Raw genomic sequence first — 21844 nt, forward strand, 5'->3', positions numbered from 1 at the left:
GGCGGCCGGCGCTCGCTCAGGAGGGGAACCGATGCTGCCGTCAGGACCGCCGCAGGGCGCGGCACCCCGACTCGAACGGCCCGGCCCGTTGCGCGAACGCGTCTACGAGACGCTTCTCGACCTCATCACGACCCGGGCCCTGGAGCCCGGCGCCCACCTCGTCGAGAGCGAACTGGCCGGGCGCCTCGGCGTCTCCCGGCAGCCCGTGCGGGAGGCGCTGCAGCGGCTCGACACCGAAGGGTGGGTCGAACTGCGCCCCGCCCAGGGCGCGTTCGTTCACGAGCCGACCGAGGAGGAGGCCGACCAGCTGCTGACGGTCCGTACGCTGCTGGAGGCCGAGTCCGCCCGGCTCGCCGCGCTCAACGCCGACGGCGCGGGCATCGAGGCACTGAAGGCGATCGTCGCCGAGGGCATGACGGCCGTCGAGACCGCCGACGTGGACGGCATCGTCGCCCTCAACGCCCGCTTCCACACCCGGGTCGTGGAGCTGGCCGGCAACGCCGTCCTCGCCGGGCTCGCGGCCCGGGTGGAACGCCGGGTCCGTTGGTACCACGCGCCGGTCGCCCGGCAGCGCGGCGACCGCTCGTGGGCCGAGCACCAGGCCCTGACCGCCGCGATCGCCGACCGCGACGCCGGACTCGCCACCCGGCTGATGCGCGAGCACACCGAGCGGACCCGGCGCGCCTACCACGCCCGCTCCGGCTCCTGAGCCCGGTCCGGCACGTGGCGTTGCCCCGTCACGGGGTGCCTATCCGATGCCCTGCCGGTCGGGCCGCAGGGCGAAGTCGCGGTCCGCGGCGGCGGGAACCGCCTGCCTCACCGCCTCGGCCAGCAGCTCGCGATGACGCTCCAGCGGCGGGCGGCGGTCCTCCGGGGCGACCAGCAGCAGGTCGTCCAGCGCGGCGACGAGCCTCCTGGTGACCTGCGGACTGCCGATGGCGGCGCCCCTGATCTCGGCGAACCCGAGATCCACCAGCTCGGACCAGCTCGGCACCGGCTGCACCAGCCGCACGGTGCGCTGCCGGTCGCGGTGCAGCGACGCGTGCAGCGGCCGGCGGGACAGCGTCGCGAGGAACTGCACGATGCGGTCGACGGCCTGCACCGCCGTCGTCGGGTCGTTCACGCCCGGGGACAGCGCGCGCAACGCGATGTCGGCCAGCTGCCGCAGCCCGAGGGCGAGGTCCTGGTGGAAGGTCCGCTCCACACCGACGGAGACGGTGTAGCTCAGCGAGCGCGCCGACGGCGCCGGCCCGCCGTGCACGGCGAGCAACGGCGTACCGGGGACCACGAAGTCGCCGATCCGTGGGACCATCCGCAGCACGACCCCCCGCTGCCGGGCCGCCCTGACCAGCCGGGAGATGTTCACGTCGCGCAGTACGCCCGCCCGCCCCCGGTGCGCCACCCACGCCGTCACGGGCCCGAGTTCCTTCTCGGCGCCCGGGGGCCCGGCGGTGGGCATGAGCGCGACCATGCGGAAGGACTCCGCCGTGATCCGGTCGATGACGTGGCTGACCCGCATGAGCCGCAGCGTCGCGTTCACGTACATCACGAACAGCACCAGGCTCAGCCCCAGCATGACGATCATGAGAAGGGACTGCACCAGCGGAACCGTGGTCACGCGCCGCGGGTCGGTCTCGCCGGTGGCCGACGTCAGGACGAGCAGGGACAACAGGAACGTCGACAGGAAGACGGCGAAAGTGGCCTTCGTGATGCGGCTGCGCACGTAGAACCGCACCACGCGGGGCGTGAACTGCCCGCTCGCCATCTGCACGGCCACCAGCGAGATGCTGAACACCACACCGATGAACGTCATCATCGCCGAGCTGATGGTGTTGGCCACCGTCCGCGTGTCCTCGGCGAACCCGACCAGATCGCGGATCGTGTCGTACTCGCCCGCCTTCTGCAGGGTCTCGACGATCCTGGTGTCGAGGCTCGACGCCCCCGTCCACACCACGAAGACCAGCACCATGGTCGCCGCGGGCGCGAACCAGAACGTGTCCCGCAGGTGCTCCCGCAACGGCGACAGCGCCCTCGGCCGCCGCCCCTCCCGCAAGCCCCCGGTAGTCATCCAGTCACCCATGGTGAGACTCTAAGTCCCCCTCCCTCCCACCCGGCGGACCCGCTCCGGAGACCCGGATACGCAGGTGAGAGGCGCTCCCAAAGCTTGGTATGGTTGTCCATGTCGCCGCGGGGAGCGCCCCGCAGGACGACGGACACCTGGTCCGGGTGGCGGAATGGCAGACGCGCTAGCTTGAGGTGCTAGTGCCCTTTATCGGGCGTGGGGGTTCAAGTCCCCCCTCGGACACCAGCAGAGACCCCAGTTGATCTGGGGTTTTTCTGTTTCTCCGGCTGTGGCGTGACCAACCACGTGACCAACAGCGGAGCGAACTTCCTGGTCAGACCAGGGATGACAGGCCGAGACGGGCAGCGCTGGAAGCAGCCAGCTTCTTCGCCCCTTCGGCGCGACGCCTGCCGTACCGCGCCATGGTGTGGCCCGGCGAGTGGTGCCGGGCGTTGGCCGAGACCTCTACCGGGTTCTCGTGGTTGTCGAGATCGTTCGTGATCTTCGATGCCCGCCAGTCGTGCAGCCGGAAGTTGTCCGGCAGGTGCAGGCGGTTGCGTGCCGTCCGCCAGCGGGCCGACACCTTCTCGGGGTCCTGTGGTCCGCCTGCCTCGCCCCGGTACAGCTTGAAGCCGTCGCGGGCGAACACAAGGTCATGGTCCACCCAGAGATCCCCGAGGCGTTCCCGCTCCGCGTCCTGGCGTTCCTTCTGCCACTTCAGGACGTTCATCAGGGCTTGGTCCACGTAGATGATCGCGTTGTCGTCTCCGTCCTTGGTGAGCTTCCGCAGCCGGTAGCTGTTGCCTTCCTCGACCACGACCCAGCCCAGTTCGATGGCGCACTCATCCCAGTGGATGAGCGACCACTTCCACCCCAGCACTTCGCTGCGGCGGCATGAGGTGGCCGCGTACGAGGTCCACAGCGGGGCGTCCCGAAGGCAGTGGTGGGTCAGCCCGCCGTCACAGGCCCGGTTGCCGCACGGTTTCCATATCTCCCGGAGGAAGTGCGCCGTCTCGTGATCGTTCAGCGTGGGGAAGTCCGGCGTAGCGGCCTTGATCTGCCGCTCCGTGGGCGGGTTGGCAGTGTGGGCCGGGTTGACCGTGAGGAGCTTCCTCGGTCCGGTTACCGAGTCCAGCGCCGCTGAGATGATGTTGTGGATGTGGCGGACGCTCTTGGGGCCGAGCGGCTGCCCTTGTCTCCGGCGGGGGCGGCGTCGTACTCGGCGACGATGCGCAACTTGTACTCGGCCGAGAAGCGGCGACGCTTCGGCCGCGGAGCGGGATCCTGCTCGGAAGAATTGGCCGCCGAGGCCGAGAACGACAAGCTTCGGCGTCAGGTGGAGCGGCTGCGGTGGGTACAGGGTGATCCGGTACCCGTGGTGTCCGAAGCCGTGCCGGGCGCAGCGATCCGACTGGGCTATGCCAGGTGCAGCACGGTCGGGCAGGAACTCCAGAGCCAGTTGGACATGCTTGCCCGTGCCGACTGCACGCGGGTGTTCTCGGAGAAGATCAGCACCCGTGCGAAGGAGCGGCCGGAACTGGAGAAGGCGTTGGCTCTGGCGCGGGAGATCAAGACAGCCGCACCGAACCAGCCCGTCATCCTGACGGTGGTGGAGATGAAGCGTCTTGCCCGCAACGCGGCGGAACTCATGACGTTGTCCTCCACCCTGCAAGCGGACGGCATCCAACTGGAACTGCTCTCCGGTCCCTTGCAGGGCGTGTACGACCCGAACGGGGCGGGAGCCATCGTGTTCGCCGTCCTGGCCGTGGCCGCCGAGGTGGAGCGGGAAGGCATCCGGGAGAAGACGTTGGAGGGGCTGGACACTGCGGCCCGCAAGGGCAACCACGGTGGACGCCCCTCCGTCGTGGACGACGACAAGTTAGCCATAGCCCGTGCCCGGCACGCCAAGGGAGAGAGCGTCACCGCCATCGCCAAGGCCCTGGGGATCTCCCGGGCCACCTTGTACCGGCACATCGGAGAGAGCGCCTGAGACGGGCGTACAGGGACGCAGTCAGGCGCTCACCTCCGAGCGCCCCGGGACGGGCGGGCGCACTCCGGTGAGCGCCTCCGCGCGGGCGACGAGGTGGGGTGCAAGGTCGGGGTACCAGCCACGGGCTACGGCTTGCAGCATCTCGGCCAGGGCCGCGAGTTCCCCGATTCGGCCGGCAGGGGTGTCGAGGATCGGCGCGAACTCCAGCCGGATGCGGTCCGCCACCTCGGGCACCAGCAGGCTGTTCGCGTGGAGGAGTCCGGCGTCATAGCCGAAGGGCACCAGGCCCCAGCGCTCCCAGTCCAGCAGGCACAGGGGCGCAGCCGTGAGGTTTCCCCAGTGCAGGTCACCATGACCGGTCACCCGCTCCACCTTGGCGGGGGCCGGGACGCCGAGGAACTGGGGGAAGGCCCGTTCGATCCAGCCGTCCCGGACGGTGACCTTCACCCCCTCCGCTTCAGCGAGCAAGGCAAGGGCTCGGCGAAGGTCCGCCAACCACTCGTCAGGCAAGCCGGGGTCGTGGTCGATGTCGGCTCGGTCCGGGGACACGATGGGTTGCGTGACGTAGTCGAGGACTTCGGCCTCGAAAGCCCACTCGCCGTCAGTCCAGTCGTGCACCTCGTACAGGCGCGGGCGCGGGACAGCGTTGGGCACGAGCAGGGAGGCTCCCACGATGCCTTCCCCCTGCTTCCTGCCCGCGTTGCGCTTCGCCGTCCGGCTGACCCGTAGCCACCGGTCCCCCGCTTGGCGTCCGAGGGTGACGCCGAGGAAGCCCCATGCCATCGGACCCGTGCAGGTGAGGCCCAGTGCCTTGGCCGCCCGGTCGTGGGCGGCTTCCATCAGGGTCTGCATGTCCCTATTCAGCGGCGAGTTCATCAGTCACCCTCCTCAGTTCCTGGGCTGCCAGCGGGGCAGCCAGAGCCTTTGCCGCATCGTCCCAGTGGTCGCGGGTGCTCGCGGAAGTGAGGACGACGTCGAGGCCAGGACACGAGCCAGCAGCCAGTAGGGCAGCGGCTGCGGCCGACAGGCCGGGGCGGATGAGGTTCACCAGTTCAGGTGTCATGGCGTCCAGGAGTGTGCCGCCGTGCAGGGGAGCGGAGCCGAACGTGATCAGCCCCGCGTCCTTCGCCTGCATGAGCGGCCCGCCGCCGTTGAGTGCTTGCGTGATCGGCTCGTCCATGATCAGGCTGACGGGCATCTGCAAGGCCGTGAAGTGATGGTCGGCGGAACCCGCCGCCTTCCGCGCCAGCGTGAGAAGCTCGGGCACGCTGAACGCTCCCGAGCGCAGCCCCGTCCACGTGGCGACGCCGTACCCGCCGATCCTGCCCGCATGGGCGAACTCTTCCAACGCCGTGAAGGCTTCCCGAACACGCCAGTGCAGAGCAGCACGGTCAAGGCCGTGCCCGTGGTGCTCCGGGTTGTGTACGAACACCAGGTCCACACGCCCGAGCGCGGCCAACGAGCGCTCCGTCTGCCATCGGACGAAGCCCCGTTCAAGGCTGTGCCTGCTGGCCGTCTCATACCGGGTGAGCACGCCTTCGGCCAGGGCGGTGCGGCCTTGCTCCGCCGTGAAGAACCCCGCCTTCGTAGCTACCCGCACGGTCGGGTACTCCCCGAGAACCGGGCGCAACTCCTCATGCGCCCGACCGTGGGCGTAGTTGGGTGCCGTGTCCACCCACGGGCTACCGGCAGCCAGGGCGGTGCGTGCCGCCTGACTGACGGCACGTACGCGGTATGTCCCCAGGCAGAGCGCGGCGGTCACAGCGCGGTCCCCACGACTGCGACGGCATGGCCGTCGATGAGGGCGGAGACCAGTTCGGCCACGTCCTTGACCTCCAGTCCGGCGGAGTCGGCAAGCTCCCCGAGCGTGGTCGGCTGGTTGGTCAGCAGCGTGCCCAGCGCGGGCGCGGCGGACTCGGCGAAGTCCCACGCCGTACCGGCCGCCGAGAAGGTGACTGTGCCCTCTGCACGGTTCGGGGTCAGGCGACCCCTCGGAGCGGTGAGCTTGACCGTGATCTCCCTCCGTGCGGGGAGCTCGTCCACGTACGGCAGCGAGGGAATCGCGTGGCCCAGGTCGGTCGTGTCGATCGACTCCGCCCACCGCTCCACGAGGCGGGGGTCCGCCATCATGTCGGCCACCTCACGGCGTACGGCGTCGATGAAGTCCCCCTGTTCCGCCAGCGCGCCGAACCGTGGAATGTCCTTGCGGAACGCGAGGGACGCCCGAAGCTGATCGACGACCCACAGCATGAGGTCAGCGCCGGTATGCGTGACCATGCCGAACGTCAGGTGGAGAGATTCCGTCCCCTGGTCAGCGGTGACCGAGTGCCACCAGCCGCGCGGCAGGTAAAACACGTCGCCCGGGGACAGAACGAGGTCCGCCACCGGGTCGCCCTCCGGCTCCTCCGGCGACTCCACGTCCCGGAAGGTGGGCGCTTCACGGGTCACGCCCCACAGGCGCCACCGCTTCGAGCCGTGCAGTTGGACCACCACCACGTCGTGGTCGTCCCAGTGCCGGCCGAAGCCCTCCCGCTCAGTCCACGAGGCATACACGTTGGCCTGCACAGAGGTTCCGAGGAAGCGTTGCAGCCCTTCGGCAGCCGCTCCCACGGCGGGGTGGATCTTCTCCACCGCGTCGAGGACCAGCGACGCCCCGTCCCTGAGCTGGGCATGGAAGTCGGACGGCTGGATGCGGGACCACGTGACCGACCGGCGGTTCGTGGTGGGGATCGCGTAGCGGTGGATCGGGACCATCTCACCGTCGACCGACAGGCGCAGCCGGGGCGGCTCCAGCCGTTGCGTAGCGATGATCCGATTCAGGTCGTCCCAGGAGAACAGCCCCGCCGTGTCGGCGGCTCCGGGGAAGTGCGCGTAGCAGCGGTGGTACGTCCGGGCGAGGAACTTGTCCCCGCCCAGACGCCCCGCCCACGAGGCTGCATCAACCAACGTGGGCGCTCCTGTCAGTCGTTGCCGTCGGAACGGCCACCGCTGACGTCCGACTCCTGCTCGGCACGAGTGCGCGCGGCCACGATCTTCCGCTTTGCGACGAGCAGGCCACCCCCTTCGGGGGCGACCGAAACGGCGTTCTCTTCCACCATCGGACTTACCTCTCTCTTCTCGGGAACTCCCGCCAGGGATCAGGCGGGAAGCAGGGAGGGCGGTAACCAGTGAGGCCGCTACCGCATCGCTAGGGCTCCGGCGAGGAACAGGGCCACGCTGCCGAGGATCATGGCCAGGTAGAGCGGACCCGCGTACCGGCCGAAGCGACGCAGCACTCACAGGCGCAGGCCGCGCATCACTCCGGCTCAAGCTCCACCGCCACGGGGCGGAGAGCGCTGGCAGACAACGAGCCGCTGCCCGTGCACCGGGAGCACCCGCACGGCGGGTACTTGGTCGGTGAACCCAGGATCACCGCATTGCGCGGCTCCACCTGAACCTCACGCACCGGGCCATAGGTCCGGCCGCCGTCGTGCGACACCCGCAGAGTCATACGCCCGGTCATGAGCGCACCTCACCATCAGGGCCGAACGTCTGCCGGTAGTCCAGCAACCGGCCCACGCCGACGCGGTCTCGCTTCTCGTTTCGCTCGGTCGCTGTCATGGGGGAAATCATTGGCCCAGAAAGCGGCGGCTGTGTAGTTCTTTCCCGTCATGGACTAAAGATCATGAGCGGAAGGCGGCAGCCCACTCCGTCAACAAAGCTCGCGCTTCGGCCCCGAACAGCGCGTACCCCTCCAGTGTCGAGAACAGTTCCAAATGCATTTCAATATCGCGTGGATCTCTCAGGATCACGACACCGGTGGTGTTCTCCACAGTGGCCAGGGTGTTGTCGTAGACAGTGAAGGTGTCCATTGGAGCCATTGGCTTGTGTCCCGCGATTGGGATGACACCGAGCTTCACATTCGGCAGGTGAGTCAGTGAGGCCAGCCGGTCAATCTGCATCGCCATCGCGGCCGGGGGTAGAAGCGGCCACCTCACGGCCTGTTCGGTGAGGATGAAGGTGAACCGCTTCTTCGTGTCATAAAGAATCTCCTGCCGCTCAAGCTTCCTCGCGATCGTCTTAGTGACATCAGCCGGAGAATGGGCGAGGCTGGCCCGGATGTACTCAGGGGTGGACAGCAGTCCCGTAATCATTGACAGCAGGAAGAAACGGAACTCGGTAGAGGAGGATTCGAGCGCAGCAAGTTCAGTCTGCTTCTTTTCCAGTCCTCTGCGGCGCAGCGAGCGCAGGTCTTGCCACTCGGTATTGGCCAGCCTCGCGAGGGCAATGACCTCCTCGATGACCTCGGGCGGAGCAACGACAGCTCGGAGGATTCTCTCCAGGTCGAGGAGGCTCGGTTGCGCTTTCCCGTTCTCGATCCGACTGATCTTCGATTGGGACATGTTGCAACGCCGAGCGAGCCGGTCCCCAGTGAGGCCGGCTCGCTTGCGTAGTTCTTTCAGCAGGGCGGCCAATTCTTGCTTCGGCTGCCCCAACTGTTCAGGGTCGAACGTCACCCGCTCACGTACTCCAGGAAGGGAACCGACTCGGCAACGGCAATCCGCTTCCACTGCCGATACGGCTCAGGGTCACCCTCGTACAGTTCTCGGTTTATCTGCGTCCCGTCCGCCCGGTAGTTCATCAGAACCACCTTGGACTCATCGAACATCCAGAAGTCCTGTTCCGGAAGTCCCGGGTTCTCTCGGTCGGTGAGGTCGAGAATGCGGATATCCTCGCCCGCCTTCACGTGGTGTCGGTAGTAATACTCGAACTCGAACCGGAGGTAGTCCGAGAGCGGGCGAGTCACGACGTGCACCCTGCCGACGCTCTTCCCTTCCAAGGTCCATTGCCGAACCTCGTCCATCCAAGCCGACGTGTAATCGTCCGGGGATCTCTCCCCGGCAAGGAAGCGCTTCAGCTTTTCCGCTTCCTGGGGCATGGTGTAGCCGGGCAGCGTTTCCAGCCGCCACGCCTCACGCTCCATGGAATCGAAGCAGTCATTCCACGCGTCACCATCCAAGTGCACGGAACGCCTCCCTGAGAACCGCCTCCGGGATTTCCACGAGCCCTTCCCCGGTGGGCGGGGTGAAGGCGTCGGACACGTCGCCCTGCACCACGAACGAGCCGGTGGCCGTGCGGTACACGTTCGGGCAGTCCTTCTCTCCGCACTCGCCGTTGCCGTTGCCCGTGAGCCGGGTGAGTGCCGAACGTTCGGACATGCCAAACCCCCTTGCTCTGGCCCCGTTTGGGCCGCCTGGCCAACGACAGTAGAGGGGGTGACACTACGCGTCTATGCGTGAACGCGACTATGCGTGTCCTCGCATAAACAGGTCTCCGACCGCTCCAGCCCACCCCGGTACGCGGTCACGTCCGCGACCGTGCAGACTGGGCGTAGCCCCGTGGCGCCGTCCGGGAGGCCTGACGCGACCCAGGTACGGACGCCTCGGAGGAGGGTTGGTCACGTGACCAACGCATGACCAACAAGGGCAGGAAACCCCCTGAAACAGCAGGAAAGAACAGGAGAAGCGCCCGCCGAAATCAAGCCTGTCAGCGGGCGTTTTCCCAGGTCAGAGTGGTTGGGGGCTGGTGCCCGAGAGGAGAGTTCAAGTCCCCCCTCGGACACCGAAGCAGGATCATTTGAACCCCGGTCCCGGTTGGGGCCGGGGTTCTTCGTTTCGGTGGGCAGGGGTTCGCGCGGGCGTTCCACATCTGTGCCCCGATGCCAGGCGCGTCGGACATGATCGCCCCTGCATGCTTGTGGGGGTTTCTTTCACCGCATCCGGTGCGGAGCCCAGCTGTGTCGAGTAGCGGACACGGCTGCCGCCGGCACGGGCGGTGGTCTGCGGAGCGAAGGCCGACCTGCACTCCGACTGCGTACGTTGTCCCGCGTGCCCGGGCGGCACGCCTTCTTCTAGGTGTCCGCCGCGATCTCGATGCGGGCTCCGCGCACTTGGATCCGGGCACTCGGCAGTGGTCCGGTCGCAGGACCGCCCAGCACCGTGCCGTCCTCGACGGCGAACGTGCTGCCGTGACACGGGCAATGGATCGCGCCATCGCTGATCTCGGTCACTGTGCAGCCCTGATGTGTACAAACTGCGGTGAACGCCCGGAACACGTCCGGTTCAGGCTGGGTGACGACGATTTGCTGCTCCACCAGGACCAGACCGCCGCCGACGGGGATGTCCGCCGTTTCTGCGATCACCTTCCCCGCGGAGGCGTCGCTTTCCCCTGCAGCGGTACCGCGCTCGTTGGGAACGCCGCCGTCGGGGGCGGACTTGCTCGCGGAAGAGTGGCTCGCGGTGGGACTGCTTCCGGCGGTCGCTCCGCCGCCGCTCTCAGCGTCGACGGTCGCACCGGGACTGGCGGTGGCGGTCGTGGTCATGCTGTCCGGGCTGGTGGACGGGCGATCGGCCGGCGTTGGGCCACCGGCGCCTCGCCGCTCCTCGTCAAGGCTCTTCCACGCCGCGATGCCGATCCCGAGGCCGCCTCCGCCCACGGCGACCGCGGCCAGGGAGGCCAGCGCCCGGCGTCGTGAGGGCCATGCAGGAGTGGGGCCGGGCCACATGGCGGGTGACACGGCGAGCGGGATATCGGACGGTGTACCGGAAGCCTTGGCGGCCTCGGGCGGCGTCGGCGGGACGCGCTCCGGTCCCCCAGGGCTGTCCGGGACCCAAGGGGCGTGGGGTGGCTCCGGGGTGTCGGGAACCTCTGAGTCTGCGGCGGTAGCCGGAACCGGCGGGCGAAGGGCCGAGTTGCGTACCAGCGCCACCAGATCCGCCGTGCCGGTGCCGCTGCCCTCCGGCCGCGGAAGCCCCTTTCTCACGGCTGCCCACAGCACCCTGCGATAGATCTCGCCCAGGCCGAGCAGTTCCGGCCCGTCGGGAACGCCGTCCTGCAGCAAGGCGATCAGCTCGCCGGTGAACGCGGTGTGCACAGCTCCCTCGGGCGCGAGGGCGACTCCGTTCGGCGGGGCCGAGGCGAGTACGTACGTCCCCTGGATCGCCGTCAGACTGAGCACCGCACCCAGGCCGGGAACGGCCCGCCCGCTGAAACAGCAGTCGAGTACCACGATCCGGTTGTCCGCACCACACTGTGACAACACCTCCCGCAGTACGTCGTACTCCAGAGCGCTTACCCTCAGCTCCGCCGGATCCGTGTCCGCCATTGCCAGGAAGAGTTCGCCCCGTGCGCCGAGCAGCCCGTGACCGGCGAAGTAGACGACAAGCGTGTCCTCGGCCGCCCTCGCCGCGCTCTGCAATGCGCCGTACGCCGCTCGTGCGTCGGCCGGATCCGACACCACCGTGCACTGTCCGGCCGGGATCGACCCGAGCACAGGGTCCCCCAGGATCGCCGCGAGGTCGGTGAGGTTGCGTCGGACCGCCGGCACGTCCGGGAGGTCGGGCGATCGGTGGGTGCTCGTGCCGATCAGTATCGCTTGCGATCGCGCGGGGTCGGGCAGCCGCACTCTCAGGTGGTCCTGTCGCCGTCGACCGGTGTGGTGGGCGTGGCGTCCGGCGCCAGCACGGGCCCGCCCAAAGCGGCCTCCAGGAACCGGCCGACCTCCGCTGCGTCCACAGGACGCCTGGCGTCCAGGCTCAGGCTGCGCCCGTCCTGCGTGGTGAGGGTCAGCATCGCCCCCGACGATCCCGTGCCGCGGGCCCGCCGGGATCTCAGCCAGCCGGTCAGAGACTGGCCCAGCGTGGTGGCGAGCGCCCCTGCGGCCCCTGAGATGCAACTTTCGATCACCAACTCGGGAAGAGACCCCAAGGACCCGGGCGTCGGCGAATGCTCCCGGCGTAGGAGGCCGCGCAATCGTGGCTCCCGGCGGAGCCAGTCGCCAAGCTCGTCCATCAGACGGTCGTCCTCAGACCTCATCCGAACGGTTCCCACTGGCACCCCCTCTTGTCGAGGCGACCAGTGTGGCCTCCGGCTCCGGGCGTACGCGGGATTTGTCTCGAATGGCTCTTTCTTAGGTCAATCCTGATCGCAACAGGTACGTGTCTGGCGCTGCGCGCCCTCGCGCGCCGGGATAACCGTCCCCGACGCGTGCTCCCCAGGTCCGTGCCAGGGTGGATCTCGGACCTTCTCGCCGCCGAGCCGCAGTTCCTCTTCTTCAGGCTCGAAGGGCGATTCGGTGCGGCCGAGAGAAGGGCGTGGCGCCGGTGCACTCGAGAGAGTACCGCTCTGCCCCCACCCGCGGCTCGCCCCGGCCCTGTGCCCGGGCCGGTAAGGTCGCCGGCGGCGCCGATCCGCCCCGCGGAAATGCTGAGGCGGGCGGGAAGGCTCTCCCGGCATCATGGGCGTGCCGTGATCGCGACCGGCGGCACGGCGCGGCACCGCCTGGGGGAACCATGACCGTCAAGAACGTCCTGCTGGCCGGCGTGGTCGGCTCCACCGCCTACGGCCTGGCCCGCGAGGGCTCCGACATCGACCGGCTCGGCCTGTTCGCCGCGCCCACCGAGGAACTGCACGGCCTGCACCGGCCGAAGGAGTCCCACGTCGGCACGGCACCGGACCGCACGTTCCACGAGGCAGGCAAGTGGTGCCGGCTTGCGCTCGGCGGCAACCCGACGGTGACGGAACTCGTCTGGCTGCCCGAGGAGCTCTACGAGGTGCGCACCCCGCTCGGCGACGAACTCATCGGCATCCGCGCGTCCTTCCTGAGCGCCACCCGGGTCCGCGATGCCTACCTCGGCTACGCCACGCAGCAGTTCAGGAAGCTGCTCGGCCGCGGCGACGGCGCCCTCTCCGCCGAAGTGGGCCGGCGCACCGCCAAGCACGCCCGCCATCTGAAGCGGCTGTGCGCGCAGGGCCTCGAACTGTACGCGACGGGCCGGCTGACCGTCCGGGTCGAGGACCCGGAGGCCTATCACCGCTTCGGCGAGCGGGTCGCCGCGGATCCCACGGCCGCCGCGCCCCTGATGCGCAGGTTCGAGGAGGCCTTCGACACCACCCCGAGCGTCCTGCCGCACCGCCCCGACGAGTCGGCCGCCGAGGCCTGGCTGCTCCGTGTCCGCCGCGCCTTCTACCTTGCCGGTGAGTCGATCCGGGACGGATCGACCTCATGATCGCTTTTCGTTATTTCCCGTCCGTTGACTGTGCGTCGACGCTGTCGCTACTTTTCGGCGGATCGCGGGTGGAGGCCGGGGAGGTGCCCCCACCCTCCCGATGGGGAGAGTGACGTATGAGACGGTCCGTACCGGCCGCGCTGGCTCTGGTGTGCGCGGGGGCACTGACCCTGGGGGCGTGTGGCGACGACGACGGCAGTGCGGGCGCGTCCGCGTCCGGTACGGAGGCAGGGGCGCAGGACCAGGCACTGCCCGCGGTCTCCGAACCCGCCGCGGCGCCCGCGAGTGCTGCCCCGTCCACCGAGGACTTCGGCTGCCTGAAGGGAAAGCAGAAGGACAGGTCGATCCTCTTCAAGGACACCGACGGCAACGACGTCCACGCCTACGAGACGGGCAGCGGCACCACCGGCGTCATCCTGTCCCACCAGGTCGACAACGACGTGTGCGCCTGGATCCCGCGGGCCGACGAACTGGCGGAGGACGGCTACCGGGTGATCGCCGTCAACAGCAACGGCTCCGAGGTCGGGGAGATCCGCGGCGCCGCCGAGGTGCTGCGCGGCCAGGGCGTGCGCAAACTGCTCCTGATGGGGACGTCCAAGGGCGGCACCGCCTCCCTCGTCGCCGTCCCGCAGGTGAAGCCGTCCGTCGCGGCCGTGGTGTCGATCTCCGGCCGCTCCCGGTTCAACGCCATGGACGCCGCCGCGATCGTGCCCGACCTGTCCCTGCCCATGTACTTCATCGCGGCCGAGGACGACGGCCTGCCCGCCGACGAGGCCCGGGAGCTGAGCGCGCTGGCGAGGAACTCGGCGGGCGCGAAACTCGACATCGTGCCGGGCGCCGCGCACGGCAACGAACTCCTGCGCGAACACCCCTCGGTGTGGGCCGACATCAAGGCCTTCCTGGCCGAGTACCGCTGACGACCCCGGCTTTCGGGGCCCGACATCCGGCACCCGGCACCCGCCGCTCGACATCCGGCACCCGGCACCCGCCGCCCGATGCCGGGCGTCCGGCACGCGGAAAACCGCGTGCCCCCTCACGGCCCGCTTCCCTACACTCGCAACGCCAGCGCGCGCCGCCCCAGGACGGAAGACCGGCGGCGCGCCGCAGTCGACGAGTGAGGGGAGCCCGGCCGTGCGTGACCGCACCGCTGTCGCCGCTTCCCGCGCCCGCTACGAGGTGATCCTCGTGTCTCCTGCCGTCCGGTGCCCGCTGCGCGGCCGGCACCGGAGGCCCGCGACGTCCACCTGAGTACGCCCACCGATCGGCCGTACCGGCATCCGAACGACGTCCGGGACATCGCGCTGCCCCCTGCCGTACCACTTCGAAGGACCAAGGGCCGTGCGCCACGCATACGACCGTCACCCCGTCGACCCGCTCGGAACCGTCCGCAACCTGGGCATCCTCGCCCACGTCGACGCCGGCAAGACCACCGTCACCGAACGGATCCTCTACACCACCGGTACCACCCACAGGCGCGGCGAGGTCCACGACGGCACCACCGTCACCGACTTCGACCCGCAGGAACGAGACCGCGGCATCACCATCTTCGCCGCGGCCGTCAGCTGTGCCTGGGACGGCCACCGCGTCAACCTGATCGACACCCCCGGGCACGTCGACTTCGCCGACGAGGTGGAGCGTTCGCTGCGCGTCCTGGACGGCGCCGTCGCCGTGTTCGACGCCGTGGCGGGCGTGGAACCGCAGAGTGAGACGGTGTGGCGCCAGGCCGACCGGCACGGGGTCCCGCGCATCGCCTTCGTCAACAAGCTGGACCGGGCGGGCGCCGACCTGGACGCGGCCGTCGCCTCGATCCGTAAGCGGCTCCATCCGGCCCCGCTGGTCGTCCAGTTGCCCATCGGAACGGAGGACGGCTTCACCGGCGTCGTCGACCTGCTCCGCATGCGGGCGCTGACCTGGACGGACGGATGTGACGGCGTGGCCGAGGGGCCCGTCCCGAAGGAGCTCGACGAGCAGGCGCGGCAACGGCGGCGGCTGCTGGAGGAGCAGGTCGCCGAGTTGCACGCGGGCGCGTTGGAGGAGTTCTGCACCGCGTCGCAGGTGTCGGCGCCCACGCTCGCCGCCGCTCTGCGGGAGCTGACCGGCAGCGGCGAGGGTGTGGTCGTGCTGTGCGGGTCGGCCTACCGCAACCGTGGGATCGAACCGCTGCTCGACGCCGTCGTGGCCTATCTGCCCTCGCCCGCCGGGCGGCCACCCGTGCGGGGCGTCCTGGACGGCGCGGACGAGGAGCGGCCCGCCGACCCGGCGGCGCCGTTCGCGGCGCTGGTGTTCAAGGTGCAGGCCACGCCGACGGGGCGCCTGACGTACCTGCGGATCTATTCGGGGACGATCGAGAAGGGGGACACCGTGCGGGACGCCGGCGCCGGCCGCACCGAACGGATCGGCCGGATCCTGCGCGTGCGCGCCGACCGGCACGCGCCGTTGGAGCGGGCCGTCGCGGGCGACATCGTCGCCGTGACCGGGCCGAGGTCCGCCCGCGCCGGTTCGACCCTGTGCGCCCCCGGGGCCCCGCTGGTCCTGGAACCGCCGGGCGTCGCCGACCCGGTGGTCTCGGTCGCGGTCGAGGCGCGGCGCGGCACCGACACCGGGCGGCTGGCCGGCGCGCTCGCGCGGATCGCCGAGGAGGACCCGTCGCTGGCCGTGCGCACCGAACCGGAGACGGGCCAGACCGTGCTGTCCGGCATGGGCGAACTCCACCTGGAGGTCGCGGCGGAGAGACTGCGGCGTGACCACGGTCTGGAGGTCAACGTCGGCCGGCCGGCTGTCAGTCACCGTGAGACGGTGGCGCGTGGTGTGTCCGGGCTGGTGTTCCGGCATGTCAAACAGGACGGTGGGGCCGGCCAGTTCGCGCACGTAGTCCTCGACGTCGCCCCCCTGGGCGTCGACGGCGGCTTCGAGTTCCGCTCCGCCGTCGTCGGCGGCCGGGTGCCGCAGGAGTACGTCCGCGCGGTCGAGGCCGGCTGCCGGGAGGCCCTCGCCGAGGGCCCCCTCGGCGGGCACCGGGTGACCGGTCTGCGGGTGACGCTGACCGACGGCTCGACCCATGTGAAGGACTCCTCGGAGACGGCGTTCCGCACGGCCGGCCGGTTCGGGCTCCGCGAGGCGCTGCGGGCCTGCGCGATGACCCTGCTGGAACCGGTCGCCGAGGTGACCGTCACGGTGCCCGAGGACGCGGTCGGCACGGTCCTCGGCGACCTCGCGGCCCGCCGCGGACAGGTCACCGGCTCGGAGGTCCGCCCGGGGGCCGCGGTCGTCACCGCGACCGTGCCGCTGACCGGGCTGTTCGGCTACGCCACCCGGCTGCGCAGCCGCACCCGGGGCCGCGGCACCTTCACGGCCCGGCCCAGCGGCTACGCGCCGGCCCCGGCGCCGTCCGCGGCGGCGTAGGGGGTGCCGGGTGGCCCCGCCCCTGCGCGGGCGGGGCCACCCGGGTCGGGCGAGCGGCGGTGGCGGGGGGCGGGGCGGAAGGGCACCTACGGGTAGGACACCACGGTGGACGGGATCGTGGACGTCCCCGAGGTCGGTGCCCCGGTGTCGTTGATCACGTGCTCGTACTGCCCGTTGCCGCCGAGCGAGATCACCAGCACGTCGTGGAAGCGCACGCCGGGACGCTCGGGGGCGGCGAAGCCGTGGTGCTGCACGATCGTCGGGTCGGCGTTGTAGAAGCAGTAGCTGCCCAGCCCCCACGCCTCGTGCTCGGTGACGTGGTCGCCGACCTTGTACGCGGCGTAGCCCTTGACGGAGCCGTTCTGGATCGCGGCCTGGTCGGGGGCGTCGTAGGCCTTCTCGTTCTGGAAGAAGACGGTGCGTCCGCGCTGCCCGTACCACTGCACGTCGTACTTGTTGAAGTGCTCCACGAACAGGCCGGTGCACAGTACGTCGTCACCGTTGACGACGAGGCCGTAGTCGGCCCGGTTGGTCTCCCAGCCGACCCCGGTGCCGTGGTCGGCGCGCCAGATCCAGGTGTGGTCGACGATGGTGTGCCGGTTGTTCACCACCATGCCGATGGCGGCGCGTCCGGCGCCGGCCCCTCCGACGCGGACGAACACGTCCTGCACGGTCGTCGGGTTGGCGCGGTGGTCGCGCCACGCGCCGCGGGGCCCGATCTCCAGCAGGGCGGGGGAGCCGACCGGCCCGGCGTCGACGAGGAACCCGGCCAGCCGGACCCCGCCGACGTCGGCCACCCTCAGGGCGGTGACGCCGTTGCCGGGCACCAGAGTGGCGTAGCCGAGCCCCAGGACGACCGTGTTCGGCCGGTTCACCCGGACCGGCTCGTCCAGGTGGTAGACACCGGGCGTCAGCAACAGGTGCAGTCCCTGCGCCAGGGCCTGGTTGAGCGTGGCCGCGCCGTCGCCGGGCGCGGCCACGTAGAACCGCTCCAGCGGCAGGGACGTGCCCCGCGGTGTGCCGCCGTCCCAGCTCACACCGCGCGCGTTCGTCCGCTTCGCCGGCAGGAAGACGCGGAACGCGTCGCCGTCGACGTGGAGGAACGGCTTCTCGCGGGAGACCGGTGTGGTGTCGAGCGTGGTGTACGGCGGGTTCGGGAAGCTCTGCGCGGGCGCGCCCTCGACACCGGAGAACACCATGTTCCACACGGCGTTGACCCAGCCGCCGACCGCGCTGTCCCGGGTGTACCACTGCTGCTGGGAGTACGGCCCGACCTGGCCGTCGACGCGGCTGTCGGCGATGTAGCCGCCGCTGGCCCAACCGTAGCCGGAGGGAGCCAGGTTCAGGCTCCCGCGCACGTGCATCCGCCGGAACGGAGCGGCCTGGGCGACCGCCCAGCGGTTGGTGCCGTTGGCGGGGACCAGGGCGAGGTTCTCCGCGGAGCGCCAGAAGTTCTGGGTGGCGTTGCCGCCGAACCAGCCGGCGTCGACGGTGACATCGCCGTTGATCGTGGTGTCGTCGGGGGAGAGACCCAGGCCCGCGATCGAGGTGTAGAAGCCGAGCTGCGCGTTGAGCCCGTCATAGGTACCCGGCTTGAACAGCAGTGCGTGGCGGCCGGTGCCGAACTGGGCCGACTCCTGCCGCCGGAAGACGTCGTCCAGCCGCTCCTGGATGCCGGGCGTCGACGGGTCGAAGACGAGCACGTTCGGCCCGAGGTCGCCGCCGCCGCGCAGTACGGGGCGGCAGGGCCGGCGGGAGGCGGGGGCGGCGGACGCCGGTCCTGCCGACAGCCCGGCCAGCGCGGGCGCGACCGCGGCGGCGGCGCCGAGTACGGCTCTGCGACCGACGGCCGGGTGGTGCGGGGGTGCGGAGTCGCGGGAGGCGGAAGACATGGGGCGGCTCTCCTGTGTCGTCAGCGTCGGGGAGCACCGGCAGGTTCGGGAAGTGAACGGCCGGTGGTGATGGGAGCGCTCTCTTGTCGGGGAATGGTTCATTGCTGAAATGAATGCGTCAAGAGGTCCGGCAGAGTTCGGCGAGGTCTGTGCAAACCCTTGACGAACGAGGCCGGCGAGGTTTAACTCACGTCCTAAATTAAGTCGTGATCACTTCCCGGAAGGGACACCAGGAGCCATGCGCAGCACCCGAGCCGCGGCCGTAGGCGCCGTCACTCTCTCCCTCGCGCTCACCGCCTCGGCCTGCGGAGGCGGTTCGTCCGCCGGCGGCGGATCGAACGACAGGCCCACGACCCTGACCTACTGGGCCTCCAACCAGGGCGCCAGCATCGAGATCGACAAGAAGGTCCTGCAACCCGAGCTCGACAGGTTCCGGAGGCAGACCGGCATCAAGGTCGAGCTGGAGGTCGTGCCCTGGTCCGACCTGCTCAACCGGATCCTCACCGCCACCACCTCCGGGCAGGGCCCCGACGTGCTGAACATCGGCAACACCTGGTCCGCCTCCCTCCAGGCGACCGGCGCGCTGCTGCCCTGGGACGCACGGAACTTCGGGAAGATCGGCGGCAAGGACCGCTTCGTCGCCTCCGCGCTCGGCTCGACCGGCGCCCCGGGCAAGGACCCGGCCGCGGTGCCGCTGTACTCGATGGCGTACGCCCTCTACTACAACAAGCAGGTCTTCGCCGACGCCGGGATAGCCCAACCCCCCGCCACCTGGGCGGAACTGACCGCCGACGCCAAGAAGATCCAGGCCGGGGGCAAGCAGGCACTCGGCGCCGAGGGTGCCAACGTCTCCGAGAACATCCACCACGTCTTCGTCTTCGCCCGGCAGCACGGTGCCCGCTTCTTCACCGACGACGGCAAGGCCGACTTCACCGACGACGGCGTGGTGACCGCGGTGAAGCAGTACGTCGACCTCATGGCCGCGGACCACGTCATCCCGGCCGGCGACGCCGAGTACGCCCAGAACCAGTCCGTCAGCGACTTCGCCAAGGGCAGGACCGCGATGCTGCTGTGGCAGTCGGCCTCCGCCAACCTCAGGTCCCAGGGCATGAGCGAGGACGCCTACGGCATCGCCCCGGTCCCCGTGCAGTCCGGCACACCCGGCACCGGAACCCAGGTCAACTCGATGGTCGCCGGCATCAACCTGGCCGTCTTCGAGAACACCGACAACCTCGACGGCGCCACCCGGTTCGTGAAGTTCATGACCAGCGACGACGAGCAGAAGATCCTCAACAAGGCCTACAGCACCATCCCGCCGGTGGCGAGCGCTCAGGACGACCCCGCCTTCAGCGCCCCCGCGACCGCCGTGCTGAAGAACACCCTGGCCACGAGCGCCGCCGCCCTGCCGCAGGTCGCCGACGAATCCCAGTTCGAGACGACGGTCGGCACCGCCGTCAAGGAACTGTTCGCCGACGCCGCCGCCGGACGCCCGGTCACCGTCGCATCGGTGAAGGCGAAGCTGGAGAAGGCCCAGCAGCAGATGCCGGCGAAGTGAGCACGATGACCACCACCACCGAACGGCCGGTGGGCAGGAGCACCCCCGGTGCGGCACCCCGGGGAACCCCCCGCCGCCGCCCGGGGCGGCTCCGCCGCGCCGGACTGCCCTACCTGCTCCTGCTGCCCGCCCTCGTCCTCGAACTCCTCGTCCACCTGGTACCGATGGTCATCGGCACGGTGATGAGCTTCAAGGAACTCACCCAGTTCCACATCCGCGACTGGGGCACCGCGCCCTGGTCCGGCCTCGACAACTACCGCATGTCGGTGGAGTTCAACGCCCCCGTGGGCGAGGCGCTGCTGCACTCCTTCCTCGTCACGGTCGCCTTCACCCTCCTCTCGGTCGGCCTGTGCTGGCTCATCGGCACCGCGGCGGCGATCTGCATGCAGGACACCTTCCGCGGCCGGGGACTGCTCAGGGCCCTCTTCCTCGTCCCCTACGCCCTGCCGGTCTACGCGGCCGTCATCACCTGGGTGTTCATGTTCCAGCACGACAACGGCCTGGTGAACCACGTCCTGCACGACCAGCTGCACCTCGCCGACCAGCCGTCCTTCTGGCTGATCGGCGACAACAGCTTCTGGGCGCTGCTGACCGTCTCGGTCTGGAAGGGCTGGCCGTTCGCCTTCCTCATCGTCATGGCCGGCCTGCAGAACATCCCCCGCGAGCTGTACGAGGCGGCGGCCCTGGACGGCGCCGGGATGTGGCAGCAGATCCGCCGGATCACCCTGCCGTCCCTGCGCCCGGTCAACCAGGTCCTCGTCCTCGTCCTCTTCCTGTGGACGTTCAACGACTTCAACACGCCGTACGTCCTGTTCGGCAAGGCGGCCCCACAGGCCGCGGACCTCATCTCCGTCCACATCTACCAGGCGTCCTTCGTCACCTGGAACTTCGGCACCGGCTCGGCCATGTCCGTCCTGCTGCTGCTCTTCCTGCTGCTCGTGACCGGTGTGTACCTGGCCGTCACCTCGCGCGGACGGAGGACCGCCGATGCCTAGCCGGGCCCCGACCCCGCCCCGCACCTCACCCATGGCGCCCCCGGTCTCCTTCCTGTGGACCCGCCGGATCCTGCTCACCGTCCTCGCCTGCTTCGTCCTCGTCCCCGTGTACGTCATGGTCTCCAGCTCCCTGAAGCCGCTGGCGGACGTGTCGGGGAAGTTCCGCTGGCTGCCCAGCGGCCTCACGGTCCGCCCCTACATCGACATCTGGTCGACCGTCCCGCTCGCCAGGTACTTCGCCAACTCCCTGATCGTCGCGGGCGCCGCGACGGCCTGCTCGGTGGTCGTCGCGGTCTTCGCGGCCTACGCCGTCAGCCGCTACCGGTTCCGCGGCAAGCGCGTCTTCACGGTGACGGTGCTCTCGACGCAGATGTTCCCCGGCATCCTCTTCCTGCTGCCGCTGTTCCTGCTGTACGTCAACATCGGCAACGCCACGGGGGTCGCCCTGTTCGGCTCGCGCGGCGGCCTGATCCTGACCTACCTGACCTTCTCCCTGCCCTTCTCCATCTGGATGCTGATCGGCTACTTCGACTCCGTGCCGCGCGACCTGGACGAGGCCGCACTGGTCGACGGCTGCGGCCCGCTCGGCGCGCTGTTCCGCGTCGTCGTCCCCGCCGCGGTTCCCGGCATCGTGGCGGTCGCCGTCTACGCCTTCATGACCGCCTGGGGCGAGGTCCTCTTCGCCTCCGTCATGACCAACGACACCACCCGCACGCTGGCCGTGGGGCTCCAGGGCTACTCCACCCTCAACGACGTCTACTGGAACCAGATCATGGCCGCCTCCCTCGTGGTGAGCGTCCCGGTGGTCGGCGGCTTCCTCCTCCTTCAGCGCTACCTCGTCGCGGGGCTGACGGCCGGAGCGGTGAAGTGAACCCCTCCGCGCCCCCGAACCGCGCCCCGC

The 21844-nt window shown here is 69.9% G+C and carries 20 protein-coding genes and 1 tRNA gene; 9 read left to right on the forward strand and 12 right to left on the reverse strand.

Features of this window, described 5'->3' with window-relative positions:
* Nucleotides 1–31: 31 nt before the first annotated feature.
* Nucleotides 32–709: a GntR family transcriptional regulator gene (locus tag I3F54_RS09650; RefSeq protein WP_240118235.1), complete on the forward strand. Its 678-nt coding sequence runs from the start codon at nt 32–34 to the stop codon at nt 707–709.
* Nucleotides 710–748: 39 nt separating this feature from the next.
* Here the strand turns inward: I3F54_RS09650 and I3F54_RS09655 are convergent, their stop codons facing one another.
* The gene (locus I3F54_RS09655; protein ID WP_240118236.1) at nt 749–2080 is read right to left on the reverse strand and encodes a DUF2254 domain-containing protein; all 1332 of its coding nucleotides are present in this window, start codon (nt 2078–2080) and stop codon (nt 749–751) included.
* Between the two features lie 140 nt (nt 2081–2220).
* Between I3F54_RS09655 and I3F54_RS09660 the strand changes: the two genes are divergently transcribed.
* Nucleotides 2221–2308 (forward strand) — tRNA-Leu (locus tag I3F54_RS09660).
* 88 nt (nt 2309–2396) lie between these two features.
* Here I3F54_RS09660 and I3F54_RS09665 read toward each other — a convergent pair.
* Nucleotides 2397–2942, reverse strand: a complete 546-nt coding sequence (locus tag I3F54_RS09665) for a hypothetical protein (protein WP_240118237.1) — start codon at nt 2940–2942, stop codon at nt 2397–2399.
* A 348-nt stretch (nt 2943–3290) separates the two neighbouring features.
* Between I3F54_RS09665 and I3F54_RS09670 the strand changes: the two genes are divergently transcribed.
* A complete protein-coding gene (locus tag I3F54_RS09670; protein WP_240118238.1) occupies nt 3291–4052 on the forward strand; it encodes a recombinase family protein in 762 nt (253 codons plus the stop codon).
* Between the two features lie 21 nt (nt 4053–4073).
* Here I3F54_RS09670 and I3F54_RS09675 read toward each other — a convergent pair whose 3' ends face one another.
* From I3F54_RS09675 to I3F54_RS09715, 9 genes are all read right to left on the reverse strand, one after another.
* Nucleotides 4074–4928, reverse strand: coding sequence for a hypothetical protein (locus I3F54_RS09675; protein WP_240118239.1), 855 nt, complete (start codon nt 4926–4928; stop codon nt 4074–4076).
* Entirely contained in the window at nt 4909–5814 is a 906-nt protein-coding gene (locus I3F54_RS09680) for an aldo/keto reductase (RefSeq protein ID WP_240118240.1), read from the reverse strand. Before I3F54_RS09680 ends, I3F54_RS09675 begins: the two co-directional genes overlap by 20 nt.
* On the reverse strand, nt 5811–6998 hold the full coding sequence (locus I3F54_RS09685) for a cupin domain-containing protein (RefSeq protein ID WP_240118241.1): 1188 nt from the start codon (nt 6996–6998) through the stop codon (nt 5811–5813). Before I3F54_RS09685 ends, I3F54_RS09680 begins: the two co-directional genes overlap by 4 nt.
* A 14-nt stretch (nt 6999–7012) precedes the next feature.
* The gene (locus tag I3F54_RS09690; RefSeq protein ID WP_240118242.1) at nt 7013–7150 is read right to left on the reverse strand and encodes a hypothetical protein; all 138 of its coding nucleotides are present in this window, start codon (nt 7148–7150) and stop codon (nt 7013–7015) included.
* A 564-nt stretch (nt 7151–7714) separates the two neighbouring features.
* Complete coding sequence (locus I3F54_RS09695) at nt 7715–8548, reverse strand: helix-turn-helix transcriptional regulator (protein ID WP_240118243.1); 834 nt, start codon at nt 8546–8548, stop codon at nt 7715–7717.
* Complete coding sequence (locus I3F54_RS09700) at nt 8545–9057, reverse strand: DUF6879 family protein (RefSeq protein ID WP_374205879.1); 513 nt, start codon at nt 9055–9057, stop codon at nt 8545–8547. Before I3F54_RS09700 ends, I3F54_RS09695 begins: the two co-directional genes overlap by 4 nt.
* Nucleotides 9041–9250, reverse strand: coding sequence for a hypothetical protein (locus I3F54_RS09705; RefSeq protein WP_099202101.1), 210 nt, complete (start codon nt 9248–9250; stop codon nt 9041–9043). Before I3F54_RS09705 ends, I3F54_RS09700 begins: the two co-directional genes overlap by 17 nt.
* A 692-nt stretch (nt 9251–9942) precedes the next feature.
* The gene (locus I3F54_RS09710; protein ID WP_240118245.1) at nt 9943–11418 is read right to left on the reverse strand and encodes a Rieske 2Fe-2S domain-containing protein; all 1476 of its coding nucleotides are present in this window, start codon (nt 11416–11418) and stop codon (nt 9943–9945) included.
* Nucleotides 11419–11498: 80 nt separating this feature from the next.
* Nucleotides 11499–11906, reverse strand: a complete 408-nt coding sequence (locus tag I3F54_RS09715; protein ID WP_308373307.1) for a hypothetical protein — start codon at nt 11904–11906, stop codon at nt 11499–11501.
* A gap of 476 nt (nt 11907–12382) precedes the next feature.
* On the opposite strand from I3F54_RS09715, the gene I3F54_RS09720 reads away from it, so the two are divergent.
* The 3 genes from I3F54_RS09720 to fusA all read left to right on the forward strand — a co-directional run bounded on the left by I3F54_RS09720 (nt 12383) and on the right by fusA (nt 16501).
* On the forward strand, nt 12383–13099 hold the full coding sequence (locus I3F54_RS09720) for a DNA polymerase beta superfamily protein (protein WP_240118247.1): 717 nt from the start codon (nt 12383–12385) through the stop codon (nt 13097–13099).
* Between the two features lie 116 nt (nt 13100–13215).
* Nucleotides 13216–14016: an alpha/beta hydrolase gene (locus I3F54_RS09725; RefSeq protein WP_240118248.1), complete on the forward strand. Its 801-nt coding sequence runs from the start codon at nt 13216–13218 to the stop codon at nt 14014–14016.
* A 421-nt stretch (nt 14017–14437) separates the two neighbouring features.
* The gene (gene fusA, locus I3F54_RS09730; RefSeq protein WP_240118249.1) at nt 14438–16501 is read left to right on the forward strand and encodes an elongation factor G; all 2064 of its coding nucleotides are present in this window, start codon (nt 14438–14440) and stop codon (nt 16499–16501) included.
* Between the two features lie 86 nt (nt 16502–16587).
* Here fusA and I3F54_RS09735 read toward each other — a convergent pair whose 3' ends face one another.
* Nucleotides 16588–18393, reverse strand: a complete 1806-nt coding sequence (locus I3F54_RS09735; RefSeq protein WP_240118250.1) for a coagulation factor 5/8 type domain-containing protein — start codon at nt 18391–18393, stop codon at nt 16588–16590.
* Between the two features lie 238 nt (nt 18394–18631).
* Here I3F54_RS09735 and I3F54_RS09740 point away from each other — a divergent pair, with 238 nt between their 5' ends.
* From I3F54_RS09740 to I3F54_RS09750, 3 genes are read left to right on the forward strand one after another with little or no spacing between them, the layout of a single operon-like run.
* Complete coding sequence (locus tag I3F54_RS09740; protein WP_240118251.1) at nt 18632–19948, forward strand: sugar ABC transporter substrate-binding protein; 1317 nt, start codon at nt 18632–18634, stop codon at nt 19946–19948.
* 5 nt (nt 19949–19953) lie between these two features.
* On the forward strand, nt 19954–20943 hold the full coding sequence (locus I3F54_RS09745) for a carbohydrate ABC transporter permease (protein WP_240118252.1): 990 nt from the start codon (nt 19954–19956) through the stop codon (nt 20941–20943).
* A complete protein-coding gene (locus I3F54_RS09750) occupies nt 20936–21814 on the forward strand; it encodes a carbohydrate ABC transporter permease (protein WP_240118253.1) in 879 nt (292 codons plus the stop codon). The genes I3F54_RS09745 and I3F54_RS09750 overlap by 8 nt, the downstream gene beginning before the upstream one ends.
* Nucleotides 21815–21844: the final 30 nt, after the last annotated feature.

The organism is Streptomyces sp. MUM 2J (assembly GCF_022414535.1).
Lineage (GTDB): Bacteria > Actinomycetota > Actinomycetes > Streptomycetales > Streptomycetaceae > Streptomyces.

Bases quoted from the DNA above. Each gene is read 5' to 3' on its own strand.
- I3F54_RS09650 (WP_240118235.1), top strand. From the start codon at position 32: ATGCTGCCGTCAGGACCGCCGCAGGGCGCGGCACCCCGACTCGAACGG.
- I3F54_RS09655 (WP_240118236.1), bottom strand. From the start codon at position 2,080: ATGGGTGACTGGATGACTACCGGGGGCTTGCGGGAGGGGCGGCGGCCG.
- I3F54_RS09670 (WP_240118238.1), top strand. From the start codon at position 3,291: ATGCGCAACTTGTACTCGGCCGAGAAGCGGCGACGCTTCGGCCGCGGA.
- I3F54_RS09675 (WP_240118239.1), bottom strand. From the start codon at position 4,928: ATGAACTCGCCGCTGAATAGGGACATGCAGACCCTGATGGAAGCCGCC.
- I3F54_RS09690 (WP_240118242.1), bottom strand. From the start codon at position 7,150: ATGGTGGAAGAGAACGCCGTTTCGGTCGCCCCCGAAGGGGGTGGCCTG.
- I3F54_RS09705 (WP_099202101.1), bottom strand. From the start codon at position 9,250: ATGTCCGAACGTTCGGCACTCACCCGGCTCACGGGCAACGGCAACGGC.
- I3F54_RS09715 (WP_308373307.1), bottom strand. From the start codon at position 11,906: ATGAGGTCTGAGGACGACCGTCTGATGGACGAGCTTGGCGACTGGCTC.
- I3F54_RS09720 (WP_240118247.1), top strand. From the start codon at position 12,383: ATGACCGTCAAGAACGTCCTGCTGGCCGGCGTGGTCGGCTCCACCGCC.
- I3F54_RS09725 (WP_240118248.1), top strand. From the start codon at position 13,216: ATGAGACGGTCCGTACCGGCCGCGCTGGCTCTGGTGTGCGCGGGGGCA.
- I3F54_RS09735 (WP_240118250.1), bottom strand. From the start codon at position 18,393: ATGTCTTCCGCCTCCCGCGACTCCGCACCCCCGCACCACCCGGCCGTC.
- I3F54_RS09740 (WP_240118251.1), top strand. From the start codon at position 18,632: ATGCGCAGCACCCGAGCCGCGGCCGTAGGCGCCGTCACTCTCTCCCTC.
- I3F54_RS09745 (WP_240118252.1), top strand. From the start codon at position 19,954: ATGACCACCACCACCGAACGGCCGGTGGGCAGGAGCACCCCCGGTGCG.
- I3F54_RS09750 (WP_240118253.1), top strand. From the start codon at position 20,936: ATGCCTAGCCGGGCCCCGACCCCGCCCCGCACCTCACCCATGGCGCCC.